A 26391-nucleotide genomic window follows, 5' to 3' on the forward strand; every position below is an offset into this window, starting at 1 on the left:
GGTAGTTTAATATAATATTATTTGTATGATTATTAACTACATAAATTATTGGAGGTAAATATAATGGCAGAACGTTTAGTAGGTAAACAAGCTCCACGCTTTGAAATGGAAGCAGTATTACCAAACAAAGAATTTGGTAAAGTAAGTTTAGAAGAGAACATGAAAAACGATAAATGGACAGTATTATACTTCTATCCAATGGACTTCACATTTGTATGTCCAACAGAAATTATAGCTATTTCTGATCGTTATGATGAGTTTGAAGATTTAGATGCTGAAGTTGTTGGTGTATCAACTGATACAATCCACACTCACTTAGCTTGGATTAACACAGACCGTAAAGAAAACGGCTTAGGTCAATTAAGATACCCATTAGGCGCTGATACAAATCACGTTATTTCTCGTGACTATGGCGTTTTAATTGAAGAAGAAGGTATCGCATTACGTGGATTATTTATCATTAGCCCAGAAGGCGAATTAATGTACCAAGTAGTTCACCATAACAACATTGGTCGTGAAGTTGATGAAGTATTACGTGTACTTCAAGCTTTACAAACTGGTGGACTTTGCCCAGCTAACTGGAAACCAGGACAAGCAACTCTATAATTAATCAATAATGTAATACAAATGAAAAGGTCTAACATACTGTTAGGCCTTTTCAATACATAAGAAGAAAAGTGGAGGCGGCTAAGCTCTGCCACGGACAAGCCTAGGGCAAAAACTTAGGTGGCTTGTTACTTTTAGTCAGGAGGAAGAATAGATGAGATTACGCTCACCAATGCCAGAATTAAACGGTGCGACAGCAGTTTTAAATAAAGAAGTTCAAAAAGAGGATTTAATCGGTCAACAACCAACACTTATTCATTTTTGGTCAGTAAGTTGCCACTTATGTAAGGTAGCTATGCCAAATATTAACGCATTCCGTGATGAATATAAAGATCGTTTAAATGTTGTTAGTGTACACATGCCAAGATCTGAAGACGATTTAGATATTGATAAAATTAAAGAAGTTGCAGAAGAACATGGGATTACACAAACAATTTTAGTAGATAACCAACATACAATTACGGACGCATTTGAAAATAAATATGTTCCATCTTATTATGTGTTTGATAAAACTGGTGCGTTAAGACATTTCCAAGCTGGTGAAGGTGGAATGCCGATGCTAGAAAAGCGTGTTAACCGTGTATTAGACGAAGCGGCTAAAGTTGAATAAATAAGTTAGAGAGACTTTAATTTAGTCTCTTTTTTTTGTGAAAAGGATTCGATTCTATGTAAGATTTAATGGATCTGACCTTTTAAAATATAATAATAAATAGATGTAATTGTCTTTTATCGGTATAATAAAGAGAATAACGATTATATCGTGGAAGTTTTTTAGGAGGAAATGTTTTGGAAATACAAACGATCGCAATTTTTATATTATGGTTGTTTTTATATGCCTACATGATTATTGCTTCTATTGATTTTGGTGCAGGATTTTATGCGTTTTACGCTATTTCAAGAAAAGAAGAGCCTAAATTGATTGGTTTGATAAATCGTCATTTATCATCAATCTGGGAATTGGCCACATTATTTTTTATTTTCTTCTTTGTAGGTGTAGTAGGTATATTTCCTCGAGTTGCATATTATTATGGGGTACCTCTTTTAGTACCTGGAAGTGTAGCAATGATCTTATTAGCGATCAGGGGATCGTTTTATACGTTTCAACAATACAGTGGGAAAAAAAGCCAATATTTCTTGTTGTTATATGGAGCAACGAGCTTGTTAATACCAGTTACTTTATCTACGGTTCTAACAATATCTGAAGGCGGTTTTATTTTAGAAAATGGCACAGATATTAGATTTCATCCAATAAAACTAATTACAAACTTTTATTCTTTATCGGTTATGCTATTAGCTGTATGTTCGGTATTGTTTATCAGTGCAATGTTTTTAATTTACTCTGCAAAACTAGTAAACGATGCTGAGTCCGAAATAAAATTAAGGAAATATGTTCTTGTATGGTCGGTACCAACAATCTTTTCAAGTATTATCGTATTTGCATCTATGAAGTTACATAATAGTGTTCACTTTGAAAGAATGCATAATGTTTGGGAATATTTTTTAATTTCACTAATTTGTTTTGGAATTGCGATTACATTCATTATAAAAAGAAAGCGATATGGCTTAGCTTTTATATTAGTGTTGATGCAATATTTCTTTGCGTTTTTTGGATATGGAGTCAGTCATATGCCTTTTATACTATATCCTTATCTTAGAATTGAAACAAGTTTTGCAAAAAGTAGTTTAGCTTTCATATTAATTGTTTTCTTTGTGTTATTTCTGTTGATTATTACAATTTACTTTATCTTTTTAATGATGAATAAACCGCTTTTCATGAGACTATATTTAAAAAATAATGATAAAAATAACATATCTGAGAAATGAAAAATAGGCTCACAATTTTATTTACGGCTCTCTTTATAAAGAGCATATAAATTACTAAATCTAACTTTAAATAAAAATAAGCACGATAAAGGGGGCTCATCAGTCAATATGACTTGAAACTCCCTTTTTTTATTTATGTATCAATTAAACCACTAGGTGTCATAGAGCCAGAATAGAGTCTCTAACTAAAGTGGTATATCCACAAATGAATGTAGAAATAAAAAATGGCAACTAATTAGTAGGTTAATTAGTTGCCATTTCGTCTGTTTGTTTTATTACCGCTTGTATGATTTATACTTCCATAATAATTGGAAGGATCATTGGTTTTCGCTTTGTTTTTTCGTAAAGGAATGGAGATAATGTGTCTGTAATTTCGTTTTTAATTTCAGACCATTGCGATGTTTTGCGATCCATTATTTTATTTAAATGAGCAGAAATCATTGCTTGTGCCTCATTAATTAAATCGCCACTTTCTCTCATGTAGACAAAACCACGTGAAATAATATCAGGTCCAGCAGAAATTTTAAATTCTTTCATATCAATGCTTACTACAACAATAACAAGACCTTCTTCAGAAAGGATTCTTCTGTCGCGTAAAACGATATTTCCGATATCACCTATTCCGCTTCCATCAATATACACATTGCCTGATGGTACTTTACCCGCAACCATCGCTTCATCAGAACGAAGTGCTAATACTTCACCATTGTCCATGATAAAACAATTTTCTTCAGGTACACCACAGTCCATTGCAAGTTTAGCATGCATACGTTGCATTCTATATTCACCATGGATTGGCATGAAGTATTTTGGTTTCATTAAACGAAGCATAAGCTTTTGTTCTTCTTGTCCACCATGACCACTAGTGTGAATATCATTTAATGAACCGTGAATTACTTCTGCGCCTGCGCGGTATAGAAGATTGATTGTACGGTTAACGCTCATTGTATTACCTGGAATTGGTGAAGAAGAAAATACAACTGTATCTCCAGGGATAATTTGAATTTGACGGTGTGTACCGTTTGCAATTCTAGATAGCGCTGCCATTGGTTCACCTTGGCTACCAGTACATAAGATAACAATTTGATTAGCTGGAATTCGATTGATTTGTTGTGCATCAATAAAAGTATCTTTTGGACATTTGATATAACCTAGGTCATGACCGATGTCTATATTAGCTTCCATACTACGACCGAAAACTGCTATTTTACGACCAGTAGCGATCGCAGCTTCAACTACTTGTTGAAGACGGTGGATGTTTGAAGCGAAAGTAGCAAAAATGATACGACCGTCAACCTTACGGAAAATTTCATTGATCGTGTCACCAACTTTGCGTTCAGACATCGTGAAGTGAGAAACCTCACTGTTAGTACTATCAGAAAGTAAGCATAAAACGCCATCTTTTCCGATTTCAGCCATCTTTGTTAAATTAGCTGAATCTCCAACTGGTGTGAAATCAAATTTAAAATCTCCAGTATGAACAACTTGTCCTTGAGGAGTTTTAACGACAATACCATAACAATCAGGAATACTATGTGTAGTACGGTAAAACGAAACGCTAGTCTTTCTAAATTTAATGATGTCATCTTCTTTAATTTCTATTAACTTAGCTTTACGTAATAAACCATGCTCTTCAAGTTTATTTTTGATTAAAGCTAAAGCAAGTTTACCACCATAAATTGGTATATTTAATTCTCTTAATAAATATGGAATACCACCAATGTGATCTTCATGTCCGTGAGTGATAAATAAACCTTTAATTTTTTCCTCATTTCGAACTAAATAGGAATAATCAGGAATTACATAGTCTATCCCTAATAGCTCATCTTCAGGGAACTTGATGCCGGCATCGATTAATATAATTTCATCTTGGTATTGTACTGCGTATGTATTTTTTCCAATTTCCCCTAAGCCACCTAGTGCGAATACGGCAGCTTGATCATTTTTAAGAAATTTCATAAATTTACACTAACTCCAAAATTTTAAAGTTTTCACTTTGTTTTTCAAATTCAAGATGAGCACCGGTTAAAGCTTGAACAAGCTCAATATTATAATTGAAAGGTAATAATTTCGCACGAACTTCTCTTTCACTCTCTGCTTCAACATAAACCGTCTTTGTTTTCTCTCTTACAGGCGCTTCTAAAAGCACTTCCTGATAGTATACTTTAAAAATCATTTAAATCTCTCCTTGTCAATTCTCTATCTTCTCAATATTATAAGGGATTTTCATTATATTTTCATTCTTTTTATTGCATATTGCCTAAATTAGGCTCATTTTAAAAATTTATTTGAAATTATAGAGATATATTTCTTCTTTTTTAATAATTGTTTTAGCCGTTTCTTTAATTTATTTCTAAGTCTTCTTAACATTAGTTTTGCCTCCATTACTCAAAATTAAACTCGTATGTAAAGAACACGGACATTGGATAAATTATGTATAGTATTTAACGAAAGAACATTTTCATACAATATAGTGGAAAAAGGAGATAAAATAAAGGTTATCTAACTTATTAAGGAGAGAATGCTGTGAAGAAATTATATGTCGCCTTATTTTTACTAAGCATTATTTGGAGTACTTCATTTTTGTTTATTAAGCTATTATTAAATGATATTAGCCCAGAGGGGATCGTATTTTATCGATGCTTTTTTGGGGCAACCACCCTATTAATCATCATGCTGATAAAAAAAGTAAGGATTGATTTTAAAAATTTACCTAAAATGGGTTTACTAATTGCAATATCGCTTTTTAATCATGCGATTCCTTGGTTATTCCTATCCTTCAGTGAAACGCATCTTCAAAGTAATGAAGCAGCAATCCTTAACGCATTTACACCTATAGCAACACTGGTTATTGGAATTTTTTTCTTCTCGCAAAAAATTGTTTCAAAACAGTGGATTGGACTATTCGTAGGAATTATAGGATTAATGATTATGATGAATATCAAACTATCAACAATCTTTTCCAATAATATATATTATTCTTTATTAATGATTTTTGTTACTTTCTGTTATGGGCTTGGTTCACATTTAACAAAAAAATATCTTCAAAAAATAGATGTATTAATCGTGTCATTTTTAACGCTTGGCATTTCAGCCTTTTTCGGCTTCATTTATATGGTACTAGCTGGGAAGGGTACAGTTAAACCATTTGTAAACATTGAAGTATTCGGTGGAATTCTAGGACTTGGCGTACTGTGTTCAGGCTTGGCATATTTATTATTTTATTATATGGTTAAAGAGGGTAGTGCGGAGTTTGCGACAATGGTAACTTATATTGTTCCAGTTTTTGCGTCTATCTGGGGATTCTTCTTTTTAAATGAACCATTAACAATTAAAATGGTTGCTGGATTACTAATTGTATTAGTAGGCGTGTTTATTACAAATAGTAAGAAAACTACGAGGATCAAAAACAAAAATGCAAATGCGGCTTCATAAGTAAGGAGAGAAGAATATGTCAAAACCAATCGTATTTTTTGATATAGATGGCACAATTTTAAATCATGATAAACAGATTCCAAAGAGCACAAAGAGGCAATTTTTGAGCTCCAAAATAGAGATGTACATGTAGCAATAGCAACTGGAAGAGCACCATTTATGTTTAAAGAGTTAAGAGAAGAATTAAACATTAATAGTTTTGTCAGTTTAAACGGTCAGTATGCAGAATTTGAAGGGGAAACAATTCATAAGCATGCTTTACATTCCGAACAGCTTCACCTATTTACACAAAGAGCTAATGAATTAAATATCCCACTTGTTTACTTAAATAACGAAACGATGAAAGCTTCCATAGATGCACATCCACATATTCTTGAAGCTATGACTTCGATAAAAATGAATCATCCAGAAGTACAAAGTGATTTTTATCATGGTCGTGATATTTATCAAGTTCTACTTTTCTGTGAGGAACATGAAGAGACAAAATTAACAAATGGATTTGAACAATTTAATTTTATTCGTTGGCATGATTATTCTTCAGATGTATTACCGATTGGTGGATCAAAGGCAAATGGTATACAACAAATGGTTAACCATTTAGGAATAGATATGAAGAATGTATTTGCATTCGGTGATGGATTAAATGATTTAGAGATGATAGAGAATGTAGGTACTGGTATAGCAATGGGGAATGCAGTTGAACCCCTAAAAAAATTAGCTAATCATATTACTTCTAGTGTAGAAGAAGATGGTATTTTAAAAGGATTAAAGTGGGCTGGATTACTATAAATAAAAAAAGCAGAATTTCGCAAGTGCGATTTCTGCTTTTTTATTTTATCTAAACTAGTTTCTTTCCAATGGAGCTGCCCCTTCAGGAGCAGAAAAAGGATTATTTTTATTAATACGATCATAAAACATAATGCCGTTTAAGTGATCAATTTCATGTTGAAAACAGATTGCTGGTAAGCCCTTTAATCGGATTTTTACTTCGCCTAATCTAGTATCAAAACCTGTAACTGTAATCCTAGCGTATCTCGGAACGTATCCTTGAACATCGCGGTCAACTGATAAGCAACCTTCTCCAGCAGATAAATATACTTCCTCAACAGAATGACTGATAATTTTAGGGTTTAATAAAGCATAACTGAATAAATTACCTTGTAAATCAGTTACATGCACACCAATCGCTCTTTTTAAAATCCCAATTTGGGGCGCAGCTAACCCGATTCCTGATCGTAAACTGTATTCTTTTGATATTTCAGGATCCTGACTATTAATAACATATTCCAATAAAGAATTTGCTAAGTTGATATCTTCAATACTTGGCGGTAAATTTACTTCCGCTGATACTTCCCTTAACCTAGGGTCACCTTCACGGATAATATCTTTCATTGTAATCAAACAATCTCACTCCTTATGTTGCATTATATTAAATATGTAATTTGTATTAGTAATAATACTAACAAATCTTCTTTAAATTGTCAGTAAAGCAAAGATTTGAATGAAATTGAAAAGGAGCGAATATAACATTCGCTCCTAAAGTTTGTGGTTATACATAAATATAGAGTGTTTTAGCGATGAAACTAAAAAATTAGTAAAGGAATGCCGCACCAACGATGATTAATAAAATGAATAGAACAACGATTAATGCGAAACCACTTCCGTAACCGCAACCGCAACCGCCATATCCAGGCCCAACTCCGCCTTTACCATATCCTCCGTAACCGTACATAATATAACCTCCTTTTAAGGGTGTTTCCGCCAGTAGCGGATACTACAAAATATGAAAAAGGAGCTAAAGTGTGTGGGTATGTGACTATGTTTATTATGAATACGCATAAAAAGTCAGAAAAGATGCATGATGAACATAATACAAAAAAAATTTCAGGTGAAAATCATGTATAAAAAAATAATCAGTTATTTAATGGTTTTTTCATTTCTCATTTTGGTAAACACAGCTTGTCAATCGCAAGCTAAACAAATGGATTCTGTTATTGAAAAATTAAATAAAATAACGACCATGGAACAAAAATTCTTCAAAGCTGGTGAGCAAATTCAAGAATTAGAAATACAAGAATTAGAATGTTACGAAAAGATATTTTCATTCAAAGTAAATGAAATTGATAAAAGACAAGCTACTGCAAAAAAGGCAATCACATTATTAAATGAGAGAAAAGGAATGATAGAAGAGGAATCAAAATTAATTCACAAGATAGACATAAAAATTGAAGAACTTCAAACAATAAACATTGAAACAAAAGATGCTGAGTTTCGAAAAGATGTGAATGAGTTCATACTCACTTGGAAAAAAAGAACAACAAAGTATGATCAGTTAAATAAGAAATATCAGGAAGCAATTAAAATAGACCTTACAATTTACAATTTACTATCTCAGAAAAAAGTTGAATTGAAAAATGTTAAGAATAAGACAAAGAACACAAACGTTGTTTATAAAGATGTCATAAAAATAAATGATAGACTAAATCTTTATACTCAAAAATTAAATGAACAAAGAAAAGATATATATGAAAAATATGGAAAATAAGTTAATAATAGTAGGGTCTAACAATAAAAAGTCGTTGTAGTACAGCTTTGTTTTACTTCAAAAAAATCAAGGAAATTCGCTATTGAAGTATAATTAATAGGATGTTCGATTATTGTATAACAGATGGGTGTTTCATGGGTAATACAGATTGAAATTGTAACGATATTTTTTTAGTGAAATCATGTTTAAAATAATACAACAAAATATTTGACGAGTCTGTGAACGTGCGATAAACTGTACTAGTATTGAACGTTGTACTAATGTAATACACTATAAAGATAAGTACAGTTTAAAATTGTAAGTGAAATCATCTCGAACAACTTATAATTACTACCTAAAATACTAAAGTGGATATTGTTAATAAATGATAGCCTCCATAATTAAAGAAGGGTGTGGGTTTAGTGGCAACTACTACTAAGAAAGTAGAAGGAAAGGAAAAAACAGAAATGAAGAATAAACAAACTGTTTCTGAATTAATGGACCAAATGCTTCAATTTGGTGATTCAGTAGGAACTCTTCAAATTTTAAACGAAGAGGGCGAAATCGTTAATGAAGCAGCTATGCCTGAATTAACAGACGAGCAATTAAAAGAATTAATGAAGCGTATGGTATGGACACGTGTTCTTGATCAACGCTCAATTTCATTAAATAGACAAGGTCGCTTAGGTTTCTATGCTCCAACAGCTGGTCAAGAAGCTTCACAATTAGCGAGCCATTTTGCTCTTGAAAAAGAAGACTTTATCTTACCTGGTTACCGTGATGTACCTCAAATGCTTTGGCACGGTTTCCCATTATATAAAGCATTTTTATGGTCACGTGGACATTTAGTAGGAAGTCAAATTCCTGAAGATGTTAATACACTGTTCCCACAAATTATCATTGGTGCGCAAATTATTCAAGCTGCAGGTGTTGCACTTGGTATGAAGTTAAAGGGGCAAAAATCTGTTGCCATTACATATACAGGTGACGGTGGTGCTTCTCAAGGTGATTTCTACGAAGGTATGAACTTTGCTGGTGCTTACAATGCTCCTGCGATTTTCGTTGTTCAAAATAACAGATACGCAATCTCAACTCCTGTTTCTAAGCAGTCAAAAGCTAAAACAATTGCTCAAAAAGCAATCGCAGTCGGTATTGCTGGTATTCAAGTAGATGGTATGGATCCATTAGCAGTTTATGCAGCTACGTCAGAAGCTCGTAAACGTGCAGTTAATGGCGAAGGTCCAACATTAATCGAAACATTAACATTCCGTTATGGACCTCATACTATGGCTGGTGATGACCCAACTCGTTACCGTACAAAAGACACTGAAAATGAGTGGGAAGCAAAAGATCCAATCGTTCGTTTCCGTAAATTCTTAGAGAAAAAAGGTCTATGGACTGAAGAAGAAGAAAATGCAATTATCGAAGAAGCTAAAGAAGCAATTAAAGAGGCAATTAAACTTGCTGACCAAGAGCCAAAACAAAAAGTTACTGACTTAATGGCTAATATGTTCGAAAACAAAACAAATAATTTAGAAGAGCAATATGCAATTTACAAAGAGAAGGAGTCGAAGTAAGTCATGGCGCAAATGACAATGATTCAAGCTATCACAGATGCATTACGCGTTGAAATGAAGAATGATCCTACTGTAGTAGTATTCGGTGAGGACGTTGGAGTAAACGGTGGTGTATTCCGTGCAACTGAAGGTTTACAAGCAGAATTCGGTGAAGAGCGTATTTTCGATACTCCACTTGCTGAATCAGGAATTGGTGGATTAGCAATCGGTCTTGGAATTCAAGGATTCCGTCCTGTAGCAGAAATTCAATTCTTCGGATTTTTATTCGAAATAATTGACTCAATTGCTAGTCAAGCATCTCGTATGCGTTACCGTACTAGTGGTCGTTTTACTTCACCAATTACGTTCCGTTCTCCATTTGGTGGAGGGGTGCACACACCTGAAATGCACGCGGATAGTTTAGAAGGCTTAATGGCTCAAACTCCTGGTTTAAAAGTAGTTATTCCATCAACACCTAAAGATGCAAAAGGTCTTTTAATTTCATCAATTCGTGATAATGACCCAGTTATCTATTTAGAGCACATGAAGTTATATCGTTCATTCCGTGAAGATGTACCTGAAGGTGAATACACAATTGAATTAGGTAAAGCTGATGTTAAACGTGAAGGTAAAGATGTATCTGTATTTGCTTACGGTGCAATGGTTCACGCTGCATTAAAAGCTGCTGAAGAATTAGAAAAAGAAGGGGTTTCAGTAGAAGTTGTAGACTTACGTACTGTTCACCCATTAGATATCGATGCAATTGTTGCATCTGTTGAGAAAACTGGCCGTGCAGTTGTTGTTCAAGAAGCACAAAAACAAGCTGGTATTGCTGCAAATGTAGTTGCTGAAATTAATGATCGTTGTATTCTTTCATTAGAAGCACCAGTTGTACGTATTGCGGCAGCTGACACTGTATTCCCATTCTCAGAAGCGGAAACTGTTTGGTTACCAAACCATAAAGATGTAGTTGAAGGTATTCAAAAAGTATTAAACTTCTAATAAGTATGTAACAAAAATAGTGGAAAGGTATTTGATGAATTCATCAATACCTTTCTTACATTATAGATGAAAGTTTAAAAATAATAACTTTGTTCGGAGGTAGAAATCTGTGTCAAACTCAGTGGCAAGTCTATTTGAATTTAGATTACCAGATATCGGTGAAGGTATTCACGAAGGTGAAATTGTAAAATGGTTTATTAAAGCAGGCGACGAAGTAAATGAAGATGATATCATTTGTGAAGTTCAAAACGATAAATCAGTTGTTGAAATTCCATCACCTGTTAAAGGTAAAGTTTTAGAAGTATTAGTAAGTGAAGGAACAGTTTCAGTTGTTGGTGACGTTTTAGTACGCTTAGATGCACCAGGTTATGAAAACATTGCTTTCAAAGGGCAACATGCTGAAGAAGCTCCAAAGACTACTCCAGTACCAGAAGCTGCTGATGCTGTTCAAGCGAAAGTACAAGAATCTTATGAGCAAAGCGAACCAAAAACAGATGCTGCACCACTTTCTCCAGTTGCTGCAATTGAACCAAAAGCACATGTAATTGCTATGCCATCTGTACGTAAATATGCACGTGAGAAAAACGTAGATCTTCGTATCGTACCAGGTTCAGGTAAAAATGGTCGTGTAACTAAACAAGACGTGGATGCATTCTTACTAGGTGGAGTAGCTCCAGCTGCTGCAGCACAAACAGAAGTTGCTGTTGAAGTTGTTAAAGAAGCTCCAGTTGCAGAAAAAGAAGCTCCAAAAGCAATGCCAATTCCAGAAGGTCAATATCCTGAAACTCGTGAAAAAATGAGCGGAATTCGTAAAGCAATTGCTAAAGCAATGGTTAACTCTAAACATACTGCTCCACACGTAACATTAATGGACGAAGTAGATGTAACGAAACTAGTTGCTAGCCGTAAAAAATATAAAGAAGTTGCTGCTGCTCAAGGTATTAAGTTAACATTCTTACCTTATGTTGTTAAAGCTTTAACTTCAGCATTACGTAAGTTCCCAGCATTAAATACATCAATCGATGATGCTTCTAGCGAAATCATCCACAAGCATTACTATAACATCGGTATTGCTGCAGATACTGATAAAGGTTTATTAGTACCAGTTGTTAAAGATGCTGATCGTAAAGCAATCTTCTCAATTTCAGCTGAAATTAACGAATTAGCTACAAAAGCTCGTGATGGTAAATTAGCTCCTGCAGAAATGAAAGGTGCTACTTGCACAATCTCTAATATCGGTTCAGCAGGTGGACAATGGTTTACTCCAGTAATTAACCACCCTGAAGTAGCTATCTTAGGTATTGGTCGTATTGCTGAAAAACCAGTAGTATTAAACGGAGAAATCGTTGTTGCTCCAGTATTAGCGTTATCATTAAGCTTTGACCACCGTATTATCGATGGTGCAACAGCTCAAAACGCTTTAAACCACATTAAACGATTATTAAATGATCCAGAATTATTATTAATGGAGGCGTAAGATAAATGGTAGTAGGAGATTTCGCAATTGAACTAGATACGGTCGTTATCGGCGCTGGTCCTGGTGGATATGTTGCAGCAATTCGTGCAGCACAACTTGGACAAAAAGTTGCAGTTATTGAAAAAGGTAACCTTGGTGGAGTTTGCTTAAACGTTGGTTGTATTCCTTCAAAAGCATTAATTACTGCTGGTCACCGTTATGAGACTGCAAAGCATTCAGAAGAAATTGGTATCACTGCTGAAAATGTAAAAGTTGACTTTACTAAAGTACAAGCTTGGAAAAGCAGTGTTGTTAATAAATTAACTGGCGGTGTAGCTGGTTTACTAAAAGGAAACAAAGTTGAAGTAATCAAAGGGGAAGCTTACTTTAATGATGCAAACACACTACGTGTGATCACTGAAGATTCAGCTCAAACTTATACTTTTAATAATGCAATTATCGCAACAGGTTCAACTCCAATCGAAATCCCTGGTTTCAAATGGAGTAAACGTGTAATCGACTCAACAGGTGCATTAAACTTACCTGAAATTCCAAAAAAATTAGTTGTTATTGGTGGCGGCTATATTGGTATGGAATTAGGTACTGCTTATGCAAACTTTGGTACACACGTAACAATTTTAGAAGCTGGTGATGAAATCTTAAATGGTTTTGAAAAATCAATGAGCTCAATTGTTAAGCGTGGATTAAAGAAAAAAGGCAATGTTGATATCGTAACGAAAGCATTCGGTAAAGGCGTTGAAGAAACTGCTGATGGCGTGACTGTTAAATTCGAATCAAACGGAGAAATGAAAGAAATCGAAGCTGATTATGTATTAGTAACAGTTGGACGTTTCCCGAACTCTCGTGATATGGGCTTAGAAAATATTGGTGTTGAAATTAACGAACGTGGTGTAATTGGTACTGATAAACAAGCTCGTACATCAGTTAAAAATATTTTTGCAATTGGTGATGTAATTGCTGGGCCTCCATTAGCTCATAAAGCTTCTTACGAAGGTAAAGTTGCTGCTGAGGCAATCAGTGGGTTATCAAGCGAAATTGAATACCTAGCTATTCCTGCAGTCGTATTTACTGATCCAGAATTAGCAACAGTTGGATATACGAAAAAACAAGCAACTGATGAAGGTTTAGATGTAAATGTTGCGAAGTTCCCATTTGGTGGAAATGGTCGTGCGTTATCTCTAAACGCTACAGAAGGTTTCGTACAATTAGTATCTCGTAAAGAAGATGGCGTGTTAGTCGGAGCTCAAGTAGCTGGTGTAAATGCTTCTGATATTATTTCTGAATTAGGTCTTGCAATTGAAGCTTGCATGAGTGTTGAGGATATTGCTCAAACAATCCATGCTCACCCAACATTAGGTGAAATTTCAATGGAAGCTGCTGAATTAGCAATGGGACACCCAATTCACGTATTGAAATAATCTGTCATACTGTAGTGACATTTGCCACTACTCATCATAAAAAACCTCCTATTATTAGGAGGTTTTTTTGCATGTTAAAAGTATGTACCGCATAACGTTGTAGAAAATAACATTTTTTGGTATGTAATGGGTGGTGGTGGTGTAAAAATGCGTAAACAATTAATGGTATTATTTATTCATCAAATCTTTTGGTTCGGCTTTTCAATTGTCATGTATTTATCAAAAAGAGATCAATTGTACGCAAAATTTATATTATTTTTAGTATTTTTTTATCAATTGTATTTAATTGCTAAATTTGTTGGAAACACAAGAAAAGCAAGTATTATGATTACTTGCTTCTACGCTTGTATATTTTTCTTTTGTCAATTGATCGTAAACTTGTTTTAATTATCTTTTATAAAAATACATGATACGTTTATTAAATAATTCAAGTTTACCTTCTATTTTTTGAGCTAAGTATCGGCACAATTCATTTGCTTTTCCTTTATCACCATAAGTTGAATTCGGTAATAAAGTAATGATAATATGTTTGTCATCTTGGATAGAAACAACAAAATGATTATAACGTGAATCATTGCTTTTTAAATATAATGCATCCTGTTCATCTAGCTTTTTATTTGAAAGGTTATAAGGGAATGAAGCCCTTTCATAATTCCAGTCAACTTGTTGTCCAATTTTTGTAGACGATTGTATGTAGTCGTTAATTAAGTTTTGTAATAAGTCTAAACTTGCCTCTTGATATTTTGATTTATCCATTAATTGAATGGTAGCTTGTTGAACCATTTTCATATCCCCCTAAGTTGTATATCCAGTTAAACATCACTTTTTTCTTTTTTATCATAACATTATTTCAAATTTTTAGACAAGTATTCGGAATGAATTTTACTTTCACTTCATATGTATTAATTTACAACACAAATGTGAGGAGTGGAAAATGATATGTTTGAAAAATTATATGATGATCACGAAAATGTTAGAGTAAGATTTGTTGGTTTTATAGCAAACGATGTAAGGTACGATATAGGCATTGTATATACGAACATGTTTTTTGGGAAACCACTCGTCATCTGCATGCAGTCTAGGCAATGTATTGTTCTAGATCGACAAGATGTTTCATATCCAAATCAATTAAAATTCCTTTGCAAATTGAAGAGTGATGAGGAAGCAATGAAGCTTGCAGATTATTTAGCTGATTGGTTGCCACACCCAAGGATGGAAGAGAGTTACGAATAAGTTTGAATTTAATGTGTCATACTAATTACTTCGTTAATACAATGAATTATGAAATAAAAAGATTGAAAATAAATTTATTGAGTTATACTTATTTACCTATTGCGTAAATAAGTATAACACTTTATAATGAAGTTAAGTTAATTGATACAACATTATGAAAGGGGTTACAAGATGGGAACGTTCGTATGTAAATGTTGTGAGAAAACAGTAGGTCATTTCGAGGATGAAAAAGTTACGACTTTATATGTAAAAGACTGTGAGCATTGTGAACCGTCAATTGAAGAAACTTGCTAATATAATTTAAATAAGTAACGATAAAGAGGGTACTTTAAAAAGTTCCCTCTAATTTTATTTTTTTAAGAATTTAAGCTATTTGGTGCTGGTCACCTATTCTAGCAGTAATAACATCACGTGATTCTTCTCTAGTATTAACAGGAATTAATTTTGAATCATCCGTTAAATAATTTACCATTTCATTTGCATCTATTCGTGTATTTAAGCTAGTTAAATAAGCAGAAATCATTGCAAATGGGTATCTATGCATATTTAGATGAAAGATTATTTCAGGTAAAGGTCGAATACCAATACCATGTCCATAATAGTAATTACTACCCATACTTACAGTATTCTCACCTTGCCACTCCGGCGTAATAGGGTCTACTTGAGGATTTTTTATATAAACGACATCTCCAGGTACTGGTCGATCAATTTCTGCAGTACGAATAGCTAATTTTGGATCGTAGTTCCATGTATATAAGTACATTCCTCGATTGAATAATTCGTCAAATACTTCATAACCGTATAAATCCAACAGAGCTTTATAGAAAACAATTACGATTGCTGTAGCACACTCAGTAGCATAAAATTGTCCATTTCTAAAAATGTCATATATGCCAGCAGAAGGTCTAACACCTGGTCTTAAACGAAATCCTCCCTGTCGTGTACGAATCCAAAACATAGGATTACAGTAAGCTCTCCTAAAAACTCTAAATTGCATATTACTTGCCAACAATTCTTTTGAAGCTCTAATAATATAAGAACGTAATGTTAAATCAAATGATAATTCTCGATCAGATTTATAAATATTTGAATGTCGACTGTTTGATAAATTTCTTATAATTTCTTGTAGAAGTTGCTCATTCCAATCTCCACTATCTTTTAATGAAGCATGAACAATTTTATTATTCACGACTATCATTAGGTTCACATCCTATCATAATAGCTTTTTTATAACATTTCTCTAATTATTTACCTTAGCTATCATATGCCTAATAAAAATGAATGTGATACATATAAAAAAAACTAAGGAAAGTTTTCCTTAGTTTTCGGTTTCAAACATAAATTATTTAATTACTTTTAACATATATAAGTCATCATCTTCAGGTCCTTGTACAGGTAGGCCAGCTTCAATATTCTTCTTAATATATATTAAATTTTCTAGTGAAATTTCTTCACCTGGCAAGAAGATTGGGATACCTGGTGGGTAAACCATAACGAATTCAGCTATTATACGTCCAACTGATTCTTCTAGCGGTACTGACTCTGTTTCAGCATAAAAAGCATCCCTAGGTAATACGGCTAGATTTGGTATTGTTGGAATCGTTACATTATAAGCTTTATATTGATCTACAATAGGAAACTCTTTTACAAGAACTTCAAATGCATGGATTAATTTCTCGATATCTTCTTTACTATCTCCAGGAGTTAGTATACATAAGACGTTATATAAATCAGACATTTCTACTTCAATATTAAAACGTTCTCGTAACCAAACCTCAACGTCATGACCAGTAATGCCTAATTTTTTTACACTTATTAATAATTTCGTTGGATCAAAGTTATATGTTGCTTCATTTCCAAGTAATTCATAGCCTGGACTGTATAAACCTTCTATATTATTAATCCTTGCCCTAGCATCATTTGCTAGTCTAATAGTTTCTGTAATCAGTTCCTCACCAATTGTTGCAAGACGTTTTCGTGCAACGTCAAGAGAGGCTAGTAATATATACGATGTTGAAGTTGTCGTTAACATACTTAATACAGATTGCACTCTGTGGACGTTTACAATGCCTTCTTTGACATTTAAAATGGAACTTTGAGTTAGTGAGCCACCAAGTTTATGAACGCTTGTAGCAGCCATATCAGCACCGCGCTTGCATAGCCGAGATTGGAAGTTCATCATTAAAATGAATATGTACACCATGTGCTTCATCAACTAGTACAGCTATTCCATGTGAGTGAGCTAAATCTACGATACTTTTTAAATCAGCAACAAAGCCAAAATATGTAGGATTGATGACTAAAACTGCTTTTGCATCCGGATGATTAACGATCGCTTCTTTTACAGCATTTGTTGTAATACCATGAGAAATTCCTAACTCATTATCAATTTCCGGATGAACAAAAATTGGCATCGCGCCTGAAAAAATAATGGCTGATAATACCGATTTATGAACATTTCTAGGAACAATGATCTTATCTCCAGGACCACATACACTCATGACCATTGTCATGATAGCCCCGCTAGTACCTTGCACTGTAAAGAAAGTATAATCAGCACCAAACGCTTTTGCAGCAAGATCCTGCGCTTGTTTTATTTTACCTTTAGGATGATGTAGGTCATCTAAAGGAGCAATATTGATTAAGTCGATAGACAATGCGTTATCGCCAATAAATTCCCTAAATGTTGGATCCATTCCATTCCCTTTTTTATGTCCTGGGATATGAAACTGAATAGGGTTCTTCTTTGCATGTTCAAGTAAAGAAGTAAATAACGGCGTTTCATTTTGGTTCATTTAACATACACCCCATTTATGAATAATAGTGTTTTTCGGAAGTGGTATGTTTGTAAACAAATCAAATATGTTTACTCTCATTAAGTTATAAACTGTTGTACCTTCATTTGAAAAACAAAAAAATTATATCATTCTATGAATTTTCTGTATAGGAAAAAATGCTAAACTTATGAAATATTATTCATTGAAATGAAATTATATCAATATTTATTAGAAGAATTGAAATCGAAAAATGTGATAAAATGGTAATAGTAACATGATATAGGAGTGGGTTTACATGGATTATCAATATCCGATACTTTACGATTGGAGTACGAATGAAACAATCGAAGTTATTCAATTTTACACATCAGTGGAAAAAGCATATGAAAAAGGAATTGAACGTGAAGAATTAATGTTAGCGTATAAACAATTCAAAAAAATAGTTCCAAGTATTGCTGAAGAGAAGAAGTTATGTGGTGAATTAGAAGAAATTTCAGGTTATTCGGCGTACAGACTAATGCAAAAAGCGAAAAGTGCTGCACCTGGAGATAAAATTAAAATGTAAATGAAAAAAGCAAATGATGTCCGAGACGGTATCATTTGCCTTTTTTTATGCCAATTTCTTCCATTAATTATACGATATGAAAAAATGTATTCTATAGTCCTTGTCTCATGCTTGTCGGAGCCGAGCAGTCGCCTCCACTTTTCGGGATGTCTAGTTCCGGCTCCTAGCTCCTCGAGTACATAAGCCAAACCCCTTTAAAGTTAAAAAGCACCTTTCTTGGTTTTTGTCTTATGCTTGTCGGGGTAGAGCAGTCGCCTCCACTTTTCGGGATGTCTAGTTCCGGCTCCTAGCTCCTCGAGACATAAGCCAATGCCTATTTAAGTTAAAAAGCAACTTTTATAGTCCTTGTCTTATGCTTGTCGGAGCTGACCAGTCGCCTCCACTTTTCTTACTGTCGAAAAATGTGAAGAGATTGGGCATAGACTTTTGTTTTTGACATATGTATAATTAAACAACACTTATAAAAATTTATTCATTTTATACTGATTTCGTATAAAGGAAGTAAAGTGTTATAAGTATCTTTAATTGTATGGATGAGACTTTCTTTTGTAAGTGTAATGGCTTCATCTTTTGGAATTGTAATGCCACAAAGGTACTCGGATTTTTTTACATCATGGAATCTTTGGATTCCTTGTTGGAAGTCATCTTTTTTCATTTTACTTCTTGGGTGAACATCAGGCTTCATATGGTCATAGGAAATTACAAAGTTTTTAGGGATTAACTTAAATAGTTTGTTTTTATTTTTATCAAAATTAGTTGCAATCTTTTGTTTATTTGGACTTTCGTAAATGATACCGAAAAGAACAAAAAGATGTGTGCCCCAAAGGCCAAATTGAAAATGAGGAAGCATTTTGTAACCTCGTTTATTCGTTGCAAATGCGATCCAAGTGTCTTTTGGAGCATTTACTGTACGACGAGCGTGTTTTGCAATATGACCGAAGAATTCTTCTTCTGTTGAGTTGTTTAAAAAAGGAAGGATTTCTTGTTCTATTTCCTTGAATTTTGGTTGAATTTCACTTTTAATAGCATCCATTCTAGTTTCTAAGGATGAGTCAGTTGTGAAGATGTTAAAATCGCTTTCTGTAAAAAATGGTTGATTCATTTTGGACCCCCTAGTATATAGTCTTTAAATAGTATACCATGATTGTCCGCAAACAAATGGGTAGAATGTTTCACTATAAAATAGTTACATTATAAGCTCAAATAACATATATTAGTAGCAAAATAAAAATCAGAAAATTTAGTTAATTAAACTGAACACATTTTGTTTTGCCAACTTATATTCTATGGAGGGATAATAATGAGACAAGTGATTAATGCGTTAAAAAGAACTGATGCTGAGAAGAGAATTCCTGTACTTAGATTAGAATTAGATTATGAATTAGCAACATTATTCGATGCAATGACAATTAACGACAATGAAGCTATGATCGAATCTAAGAAAAAATTAGAAGTGCTAAGATTAGAATTAATTCGTTTAGAAGCTTAGCGAGTATTTAATTACCGAACCTTTAAATAGGTTCGTTTTTCTGTGCACACATTTCTTTCTTTAGCCCATCGATGTATCGTATGCCCACCCTCCAAAAAAGTTCCTCATTTTTTATGATTAAAATCATTTCATTAGGTTTTTTTAGGATATTATTGGTAAACTGTTAAACAGAAGATATTTTATCAGTTTAGATGTAGACATTGGAGTGTTCAAAATGAAAGAAGATTGGAAAAAAATAGAGCAGTTTGCAAGAAACCTTCTGATTAATGCCACGAAAAATATAAAAAGTTCTTTATACGACTCCATTACTATTAATACAAAATCAAACGAAAATGACTTAGTTACAAATAAAGACGAAGAAATTCAAAGATATTTCTTTGAAAACATTAAAACAGAATTTCCTCATCATTCTCTACTTGGAGAAGAAGGCAAAGGTGACGATCTGAAAAATGTAAACGGTATCGTCTGGATATTAGATCCAATTGATGGGACAATGAACTTTGTTCATCAAAAACGGAATTTTGCAATTTCGTTAGGGATTTATGAGAATGGAATTGGGAAAATGGGCTTTATATTTGATGTAATACATAATGAATTATATTTTGCAAAAAAAGATGAAGGTGCTTATCTAAATGACCAAAAAATAAGCCCGTTAAAAAATATCGTCATAGAAGAAGCGATTGTTGCAGTTAATGCGATTTGGTTGACAAAAAATCGATATTTAAATCATGAAAAATTAGGATTACTCATTAAAAAAATAAGGGGTAGTCGTTCGTACGGTTCAGCTGCACTAGAGATGGTTTATGTAGCAACAGGTAGAATAGATGCATATATTACCCCTAGATTGTCACCATGGGATTTTGCAGCAGGGAAAATAATTGTAGAAGAGCTTGGCGGGATTTGTACTACTCTTAAAAATGAAGAACTTTCAATTTTAAAAAATAGTTCAGTATTAGTAAGTAACGCATCAATACAAAATGAGTTGTTAACAAATTATATTGAGTTTCTTCCTGATCAAAAGGAAGGTAAGTTTTAAAGCTTACCTTCTCTTTTTAATTTAGCACGTAAAATAAATCCATATCCTACTGAAAAAATCGAAGCAATCAGTGCGATAATTGCCCCAATAACGCTTTTTTCTGCTAATAAAATACCAACAAGAATTAAGAAAATGACTGATAATAGTGCTATAAATAATAGACGGTATTTAATGCTCGACATGATGAAACCTCCTGTTCCTAATCCTATTTTACTTAAAGTATATATGTATGTAAATTTGAAAAAAACAATATTTACGAAATTTTTATTTTAATTTTATATAGGATTATAAACATTTAGTTGAAAAATTATGTCATGCATGTGCTATAATGTTTTAGTTAATAATGAAAATAGATGTGGAAACATTTTAGGAGTGAATATATTTTGAAAAAAAGAGAAGATTTACGCAATATTGCTATTATTGCGCACGTTGACCATGGTAAAACAACTTTAGTTGATGAACTATTAAAACAATCTGGTACATTCCGTTCAAACGAAAATGTTAACGAACGTGCAATGGACTCTAATGATATAGAACGTGAACGTGGTATTACGATTTTAGCGAAAAACACTGCAATTCAATATGAAGGTAAACGTATCAACATCATGGATACTCCAGGTCACGCTGACTTTGGTGGAGAAGTAGAACGTATCATGAAAATGGTTGATGGTGTTCTTTTAGTAGTTGATGCATATGAAGGTTGTATGCCTCAAACACGTTTCGTACTGAAAAAAGCTTTAGAACAACATTTAACACCAATCGTTGTTGTAAATAAAATTGACCGTGACTTTGCTCGTCCAGATGAAGTAGTAGATGAAGTAATCGATCTATTTATTGAATTAGGTGCAGATGAAGATCAATTAGAATTCCCAGTTGTATTCGCATCAGCGATCAACGGTACTTCAAGCTTAGATTCAGATCCAGCGAAACAAGAAGGAAATATGAATGCACTATTTGACACAATTATTGAGCACATTCCAGCTCCGATTGATAATAGTGATGAGCCATTACAATTCCAAGTTACATTATTAGATTACAATGACTATGTTGGTCGTATTGGTATTGGTCGTATTTTCCGTGGAACAATGAAAGTTGGTCAATCAGTAGCGTTAATGAAACTAGATGGATCAGTAAAACAATTCCGTATTACGAAAATGTTTGGTTTTATCGGATTAAAACGTATTGAAATTGAAGAAGCTCAAGCTGGAGATTTAGTTGCAGTATCAGGTATGGAAGATATCAACGTAGGTGAAACAGTATGTCCTGCAGAATACCAAGATGCACTTCCAATCTTACGTATTGACGAGCCAACTCTTCAAATGACATTCTTAGTTAACAACTCACCATTTGCAGGTCGTGAAGGTAAGTTTGTAACATCTCGTAAAATTGAAGAAAGATTATTACAAGAACTTCAAACAGACGTAAGTTTACGTGTAGAAAATACTGACTCACCTGATGTTTGGATTGTTAGTGGACGTGGAGAGCTTCACTTATCAATCTTAATTGAAAACATGCGTCGTGAAGGATACGAGTTACAAGTTTCTAAACCAGAAGTTATCATTCGTGACATTGATGGTGTGAAATGTGAGCCGGTTGAACATGTTCAAATCGATGTTCCTGAAGAGTACACTGGTTCAATTATGGAATCAATGGGTGCTCGTAAAGGTGAAATGCGTGACATGGTAAATAACGGTAGCGGTCAAGTTCGTTTAACGTTTATGGTACCAGCACGTGGCTTAATCGGATATACTACAGAGTTCTTAACATTAACTCGTGGATACGGTATTATTAACCACACGTTTGATAGCTATCAACCTGCTATCCAAGGTCAAGTTGGTGGACGTCGTCAAGGTGTATTAGTTTCTATGGAAACTGGTAAAGCTTCAACTTACGGTATTATGGGCTTAGAGGACCGTGGTGTTATTTTCCTTGAAGTTGGTACTGAAGTTTATGACGGTATGATCGTTGGTGAACATAACCGTGAAAATGACTTATCGGTAAACGTAGTTAAAGTAAAACAAGCAACAAACATTCGTTCAGCAAATAAAGATCAAACAACTACAATGAAAAAACCACGTATCATGACGCTGGAAGAATCATTAGAATACTTAAATGATGATGAGTACTGTGAAGTAACGCCTACATCAATTCGTTTACGTAAAAAGATTCTTGATAAGAACGAGCGTGAGCGTGTAGCGAAAAAGAAAAAATTCGCTGAGTAAGAATCAAATATTTAAAATAATTATGATATAATAAAAACCGACTAACAGATTAGTCGGTTTTTTATTAACGTTTAGGGGGATAAAGAAATTGGCTCCAAATGAATTAGACAAGTTAGAATTTGTTATTAGAAATATAATAAAAATAACGAATGAAGATTTTCAATTGTCAATGTGGATTTTATATGGATTAATTATTGTATTAAGTATAGCGGTCTATCACTTAGGTTTTGCGAAAAAACTTAGTATCATAAAAATGTTAATCACTTATGTATTATTATGTGTAGGTTGTACATTCTTAACATTTTTAGCACTTCGAATTCCAATAGTAGAGGCATTGCTTGCAAGTGTATTTGTTTTAGGAATTTATAAAATACGATTACATCAATCAAAAAAAAATAATGCAACTACATAGTTAATTTGTTAATAGAAAGTGGGATTTTAGGATGAATTCTGTTCAGGATGCTTTATATAACTGGTTAACGATTAAAGTGATATATGATGGAAGGCCATCTGATGAAGCAGCAAAAGAGACTTATGAAATGTTTGATACGATCTTAAAAGAGGATCATAAAGTTTCTAATATTAAAATTGAAGTAATGGAGGATTTCTACTTAATCTCATTCACTCAAGGTGAAAAGGATCGAACGACTCGTTTCCCAATTGAAATGATCGATTGTTTTTTAGATCAAGTAAAAGTGAATCCTGAAAGATATTAAGAACAGACTGCTTCTAAACATTTTTTTATTGTTGCAGTTCGCTTTTAGTGACTTTAAACATCTAATTTAAAATACGTTATTAATATCAAAAGCCTAGAAAAAATTCTAGGCTTTTTTTATTTCGTGATTGTATGTATTACCATTCGTCATTATCTTTTATCGGTTTTTGAAAACGGAATTTTCCAGTAGCAATTCTTTGCTCGGTTTTTATCGTAATCCTGTCATAGCATTCTGAACAAGTGTATGTATGGATTGGTCGATTACGTAGTTTTTTAGCGACTGGTGATTCATCACTAATTGATTCTGATTTATCACAGATCATACATTTAACTCTCATGTAAAGTTTCTCTCCTTATATCTGTAACTTAAGTTAACATAATTATAACAGGTTTTAGAATATATTTTTAGAAATCAATTTAATAAGCAGGAAGTTTTTATATAAACTTTGAATTATCTTAGTATACTCTTTATTTGAAGGAGATGAAACAGCAATGGCAAACAGTATCGAGAAAGAATTGTCACCAGTATTGTTTGAAGACTGTAATAAAGAAAAAATTGTCTTATTAAGTACAATTAGTAGTGAGAAAAGCATACCTGTAATGAATGCAATTTCGTGGTTTATTGCTTTAGATGAGAAAACAATTCGCTTTGCGATCGATCAACGTTCATTAGTTGTTTCAAATGTAGAGACAAATAGTACTGTTTCGTTTAGCTTATTTTCGAATGAAACAGTCTATAACATTTTAGGTGATGCTAAAGTGTTAACAAAACAAATGCCTTCTATTCCTTTGAAATTAGCATGTATTGAAGTCAATATTAATGAAGTGAAAAATATTTTATTTTATGGCTCAAAAATTATCACAGAACCACAGTATGCAAAAACGTATGATGAAAGAGCTGCTAAAAAATTAGATGACGCTGTTTTAAATGGCTTAAGAACGCTAGAAGTTTGATGGCAAGATAAAACGTATTCTAAAGTAGAGAGAAATTCATATAATATATAAACGGTTCGTCCAATACTTCACAAGTAACCTAACTGTTTTTAAAACTTGCACTTAGAATTTAATTCAAATATTTTATTCTGTGTTATTTGAGTCAGGAGGTTAAGGATTGAGTAAAATATACGTTCTCGACACCAATGTACTATTGCAAGATCCACTAGCAATCTTTTCATTTGATGACAATGATGTAGTTGTACCTGCTGTTGTATTAGAAGAGGTAGATTCAAAGAAGAGATATATGGATGAAGTAGGTCGCAATGCTAGGTATGTTTCCAAATTAATCGATAGCTTTCGAGAACTAGGAAAATTACATGAAAGTATTCCTCTTGAAAATGGTGGTACGTTTAGAATCGAACTAAATCATCGATCATTTCAACAGTTACAAGAAATTTTTGTAGAAAAAACAAATGATAATCGAATTTTAGCTGTGGCGAAAAATTTATCTCTCGAAGAAGAAGCAAAAGAAGATGGCAAAACAGTTATATTAGTTAGTAAAGACACATTAGTGCGTGTTAAAGCGGATGCGTTAAACTTACTTGCGGAAGATTACTTAAGTGATCGAGTGGTAGAAGTTGACCATATATATACTGGCTATCTAGAGTACTACATAAATACGGAGCTACTAAATAAGTTTTATGAAAAGACTGAATTACCAGTATCTGATGTTGCGAACCACCCTTTTTATCCAAATCAATTTGTCGTATTGAAGGATGCTTTAGGTGGATCTAGTTCAGCGCTTGGTATTGTAGACCAATCAGGTACAAGGATTAAAAAATTCGTTTTTTCTAATGATCATATTTGGGGCATTCGACCAAGAAATGCGCAACAATCAATGGCGCTAGAACTACTGTTACGAGATGATATTCCACTTGTGACTCTAATTGGTAAGGCAGGGACTGGTAAAACTTTATTAGCTTTAGCTGCAGGACTAATGCAAACAGAAGATTTACAAAACTATAAAAAATTACTAGTTGCAAGACCAATTGTTCCTGTTGGGAAGGATTTAGGCTATTTACCTGGTGAGAAGGATGAAAAGCTAAGGCCTTGGATGCAGCCGATTTATGATAATCTTGAATACTTGTTTAATACGAAAAAACCTGGCGAACTTGATGCGATATTAGCTGGTATGGGTTCTATTGAAGTAGAGGCACTAACATATATAAGGGGTAGAAGTATTCCAGAACAATTCATCATTATAGATGAGGCCCAAAATTTAACAAGGCATGAGGTAAAAACGATATTAACTCGAGTAGGGGATAAGAGCAAAATTGTCTTAATGGGAGATCCAGAACAAATTGATCATCCGTATCTAGATGAATATAACAATGGTCTAACATATGTTGTAGAAAAATTTAAAGATCAAAAAATAAGTGGTCATGTAAAACTCGTTAAAGGAGAGAGGTCATCAATTGCTCAATTAGCAGCAGACTTATTGTAAAGCTTTTTATATACGAGAGTTGATGCAAAAAATCTTTCTTAAATAGTCTTTTAAAAAAACATCCTACAAATT

The 26391-nt window shown here is 33.3% G+C and carries 28 protein-coding genes and 3 pseudogenes; 21 read left to right on the forward strand and 10 right to left on the reverse strand.

Annotation, left to right across the window (positions count from 1 at the left end; genetic code table 11):
- The first annotated feature begins 63 nt into the window (after positions 1-63).
- The 3 genes from ABID96_RS06320 to ABID96_RS06330 all read left to right on the forward strand — a co-directional run bounded on the left by ABID96_RS06320 (position 64) and on the right by ABID96_RS06330 (position 2430).
- A complete protein-coding gene (locus ABID96_RS06320) occupies positions 64-606 on the forward strand; it encodes a peroxiredoxin (protein ID WP_192601300.1) in 543 nt (180 codons plus the stop codon).
- Positions 607-760: 154 nt separating this feature from the next.
- On the forward strand, positions 761-1216 hold the full coding sequence (locus tag ABID96_RS06325) for a TlpA family protein disulfide reductase (RefSeq protein ID WP_192601301.1): 456 nt from the start codon (positions 761-763) through the stop codon (positions 1214-1216).
- Between the two features lie 176 nt (positions 1217-1392).
- Complete coding sequence (locus ABID96_RS06330; protein ID WP_192601302.1) at positions 1393-2430, forward strand: cytochrome d ubiquinol oxidase subunit II; 1038 nt, start codon at positions 1393-1395, stop codon at positions 2428-2430.
- Between the two features lie 291 nt (positions 2431-2721).
- Here the strand turns inward: ABID96_RS06330 and rnjA are convergent, their stop codons facing one another.
- Both rnjA and ABID96_RS06340 read right to left on the reverse strand, forming a co-directional pair.
- Positions 2722-4389: a ribonuclease J1 gene (gene rnjA / locus ABID96_RS06335; protein ID WP_192601303.1), complete on the reverse strand. Its 1668-nt coding sequence runs from the start codon at positions 4387-4389 to the stop codon at positions 2722-2724.
- 4 nt (positions 4390-4393) lie between these two features.
- On the reverse strand, positions 4394-4606 hold the full coding sequence (locus ABID96_RS06340) for a DNA-dependent RNA polymerase subunit epsilon (RefSeq protein WP_192601304.1): 213 nt from the start codon (positions 4604-4606) through the stop codon (positions 4394-4396).
- Positions 4607-4956: 350 nt separating this feature from the next.
- On the opposite strand from ABID96_RS06340, the gene ABID96_RS06345 reads away from it, so the two are divergent.
- Positions 4957-5865, forward strand: a complete 909-nt coding sequence (locus ABID96_RS06345; RefSeq protein WP_192601305.1) for a DMT family transporter — start codon at positions 4957-4959, stop codon at positions 5863-5865.
- Positions 5866-5881: 16 nt separating this feature from the next.
- A pseudogene (locus tag ABID96_RS06350) lies at positions 5882-6654 on the forward strand (Cof-type HAD-IIB family hydrolase).
- Positions 6655-6708: 54 nt separating this feature from the next.
- Here the strand turns inward: ABID96_RS06350 and def are convergent.
- On the reverse strand, positions 6709-7266 hold the full coding sequence (gene def / locus ABID96_RS06355; RefSeq protein WP_192601306.1) for a peptide deformylase: 558 nt from the start codon (positions 7264-7266) through the stop codon (positions 6709-6711).
- Between the two features lie 190 nt (positions 7267-7456).
- Positions 7457-7534, reverse strand: a pseudogene (locus tag ABID96_RS20785) (YjcZ family sporulation protein); the annotation flags it as partial.
- 228 nt (positions 7535-7762) lie between these two features.
- Here ABID96_RS20785 and ABID96_RS06365 point away from each other — a divergent pair.
- The 6 genes from ABID96_RS06365 (at position 7763) to ABID96_RS06390 (ending at position 14229) form a co-directional block, all read left to right on the forward strand.
- Positions 7763-8410 (forward strand): YkyA family protein, encoded by a 648-nt coding sequence (locus ABID96_RS06365; protein WP_192601308.1) that lies wholly within the window; start codon positions 7763-7765, stop codon positions 8408-8410.
- Positions 8411-8886: 476 nt separating this feature from the next.
- The gene (gene pdhA / locus ABID96_RS06370; protein ID WP_377897037.1) at positions 8887-9966 is read left to right on the forward strand and encodes a pyruvate dehydrogenase (acetyl-transferring) E1 component subunit alpha; all 1080 of its coding nucleotides are present in this window, start codon (positions 8887-8889) and stop codon (positions 9964-9966) included.
- Between the two features lie 3 nt (positions 9967-9969).
- A complete protein-coding gene (locus tag ABID96_RS06375) occupies positions 9970-10947 on the forward strand; it encodes an alpha-ketoacid dehydrogenase subunit beta (RefSeq protein ID WP_192601309.1) in 978 nt (325 codons plus the stop codon).
- A gap of 109 nt (positions 10948-11056) precedes the next feature.
- Positions 11057-12424: a dihydrolipoamide acetyltransferase family protein gene (locus tag ABID96_RS06380; RefSeq protein WP_377896756.1), complete on the forward strand. Its 1368-nt coding sequence runs from the start codon at positions 11057-11059 to the stop codon at positions 12422-12424.
- Positions 12425-12429: 5 nt separating this feature from the next.
- Positions 12430-13842: a dihydrolipoyl dehydrogenase gene (gene lpdA, locus ABID96_RS06385; RefSeq protein ID WP_192601310.1), complete on the forward strand. Its 1413-nt coding sequence runs from the start codon at positions 12430-12432 to the stop codon at positions 13840-13842.
- Positions 13843-13989: 147 nt separating this feature from the next.
- Positions 13990-14229 carry a hypothetical protein gene (locus ABID96_RS06390; protein WP_192601311.1) on the forward strand — a complete coding sequence of 80 codons (240 nt, stop codon included), beginning with the start codon at positions 13990-13992 and terminating at the stop codon, positions 14227-14229.
- Here the strand turns inward: ABID96_RS06390 and ABID96_RS06395 are convergent, their stop codons facing one another.
- Complete coding sequence (locus ABID96_RS06395) at positions 14230-14625, reverse strand: DUF1885 family protein (RefSeq protein ID WP_192601312.1); 396 nt, start codon at positions 14623-14625, stop codon at positions 14230-14232.
- Positions 14626-14781: 156 nt separating this feature from the next.
- Here ABID96_RS06395 and ABID96_RS06400 point away from each other — a divergent pair, with 156 nt between their 5' ends.
- The gene (locus ABID96_RS06400) at positions 14782-15075 is read left to right on the forward strand and encodes a DUF3055 domain-containing protein (RefSeq protein ID WP_088000180.1); all 294 of its coding nucleotides are present in this window, start codon (positions 14782-14784) and stop codon (positions 15073-15075) included.
- A 171-nt stretch (positions 15076-15246) separates the two neighbouring features.
- Positions 15247-15369: a GapA-binding peptide SR1P gene (locus tag ABID96_RS06405; protein ID WP_088000181.1), complete on the forward strand. Its 123-nt coding sequence runs from the start codon at positions 15247-15249 to the stop codon at positions 15367-15369.
- A 70-nt stretch (positions 15370-15439) separates the two neighbouring features.
- Here the strand turns inward: ABID96_RS06405 and ABID96_RS06410 are convergent, their stop codons facing one another.
- Together ABID96_RS06410 and ABID96_RS06415 are read right to left on the reverse strand one after the other, a co-directional pair.
- On the reverse strand, positions 15440-16273 hold the full coding sequence (locus tag ABID96_RS06410) for a protein-glutamine gamma-glutamyltransferase (protein ID WP_192601313.1): 834 nt from the start codon (positions 16271-16273) through the stop codon (positions 15440-15442).
- A gap of 144 nt (positions 16274-16417) precedes the next feature.
- A pseudogene (locus tag ABID96_RS06415) lies at positions 16418-17870 on the reverse strand (aminotransferase class I/II-fold pyridoxal phosphate-dependent enzyme).
- 277 nt (positions 17871-18147) lie between these two features.
- On the opposite strand from ABID96_RS06415, the gene ABID96_RS06420 reads away from it, so the two are divergent.
- Positions 18148-18417 carry a UPF0223 family protein gene (locus tag ABID96_RS06420; protein ID WP_088000184.1) on the forward strand — a complete coding sequence of 90 codons (270 nt, stop codon included), beginning with the start codon at positions 18148-18150 and terminating at the stop codon, positions 18415-18417.
- A 472-nt stretch (positions 18418-18889) separates the two neighbouring features.
- Here ABID96_RS06420 and ABID96_RS06425 read toward each other — a convergent pair whose 3' ends face one another.
- Positions 18890-19519 (reverse strand): YktB family protein, encoded by a 630-nt coding sequence (locus ABID96_RS06425; RefSeq protein ID WP_192601315.1) that lies wholly within the window; start codon positions 19517-19519, stop codon positions 18890-18892.
- A gap of 198 nt (positions 19520-19717) precedes the next feature.
- Between ABID96_RS06425 and ABID96_RS06430 the strand changes: the two genes are divergently transcribed.
- Positions 19718-19906, forward strand: coding sequence for a hypothetical protein (locus tag ABID96_RS06430; protein WP_088000186.1), 189 nt, complete (start codon positions 19718-19720; stop codon positions 19904-19906).
- Positions 19907-20120: 214 nt separating this feature from the next.
- Positions 20121-20942 (forward strand): inositol monophosphatase family protein, encoded by an 822-nt coding sequence (locus tag ABID96_RS06435; RefSeq protein WP_192601316.1) that lies wholly within the window; start codon positions 20121-20123, stop codon positions 20940-20942.
- Here ABID96_RS06435 and ABID96_RS06440 read toward each other — a convergent pair.
- The gene (locus tag ABID96_RS06440) at positions 20939-21124 is read right to left on the reverse strand and encodes a DUF5325 family protein (RefSeq protein ID WP_192601317.1); all 186 of its coding nucleotides are present in this window, start codon (positions 21122-21124) and stop codon (positions 20939-20941) included. The genes ABID96_RS06435 and ABID96_RS06440 overlap by 4 nt on opposite strands.
- A 198-nt stretch (positions 21125-21322) precedes the next feature.
- On the opposite strand from ABID96_RS06440, the gene typA reads away from it, so the two are divergent.
- From typA to ABID96_RS06455, 3 genes are all read left to right on the forward strand, one after another.
- Positions 21323-23164 carry a translational GTPase TypA gene (gene typA / locus ABID96_RS06445; RefSeq protein ID WP_088000447.1) on the forward strand — a complete coding sequence of 614 codons (1842 nt, stop codon included), beginning with the start codon at positions 21323-21325 and terminating at the stop codon, positions 23162-23164.
- Positions 23165-23252: 88 nt separating this feature from the next.
- Entirely contained in the window at positions 23253-23576 is a 324-nt protein-coding gene (locus tag ABID96_RS06450) for a YlaH-like family protein (RefSeq protein ID WP_377896760.1), read from the forward strand.
- Between the two features lie 31 nt (positions 23577-23607).
- Positions 23608-23880, forward strand: coding sequence for a hypothetical protein (locus ABID96_RS06455; RefSeq protein WP_088000189.1), 273 nt, complete (start codon positions 23608-23610; stop codon positions 23878-23880).
- Positions 23881-24016: 136 nt separating this feature from the next.
- Here the strand turns inward: ABID96_RS06455 and ABID96_RS06460 are convergent, their stop codons facing one another.
- Positions 24017-24217, reverse strand: coding sequence for a YlaI family protein (locus ABID96_RS06460; RefSeq protein ID WP_192601318.1), 201 nt, complete (start codon positions 24215-24217; stop codon positions 24017-24019).
- A gap of 154 nt (positions 24218-24371) precedes the next feature.
- On the opposite strand from ABID96_RS06460, the gene ABID96_RS06465 reads away from it, so the two are divergent.
- Positions 24372-24833, forward strand: coding sequence for a PNPOx family protein (locus ABID96_RS06465; RefSeq protein ID WP_192601319.1), 462 nt, complete (start codon positions 24372-24374; stop codon positions 24831-24833).
- Positions 24834-24990: 157 nt separating this feature from the next.
- A complete protein-coding gene (locus ABID96_RS06470) occupies positions 24991-26319 on the forward strand; it encodes a PhoH family protein (RefSeq protein ID WP_088000192.1) in 1329 nt (442 codons plus the stop codon).
- The last annotated feature ends 72 nt before the right edge of the window (positions 26320-26391 follow it).

Source organism: Gottfriedia sp. OAE603, assembly GCF_040543965.1.
GTDB classification, from domain to species: domain Bacteria; phylum Bacillota; class Bacilli; order Bacillales; family Bacillaceae_G; genus Gottfriedia; species Gottfriedia solisilvae.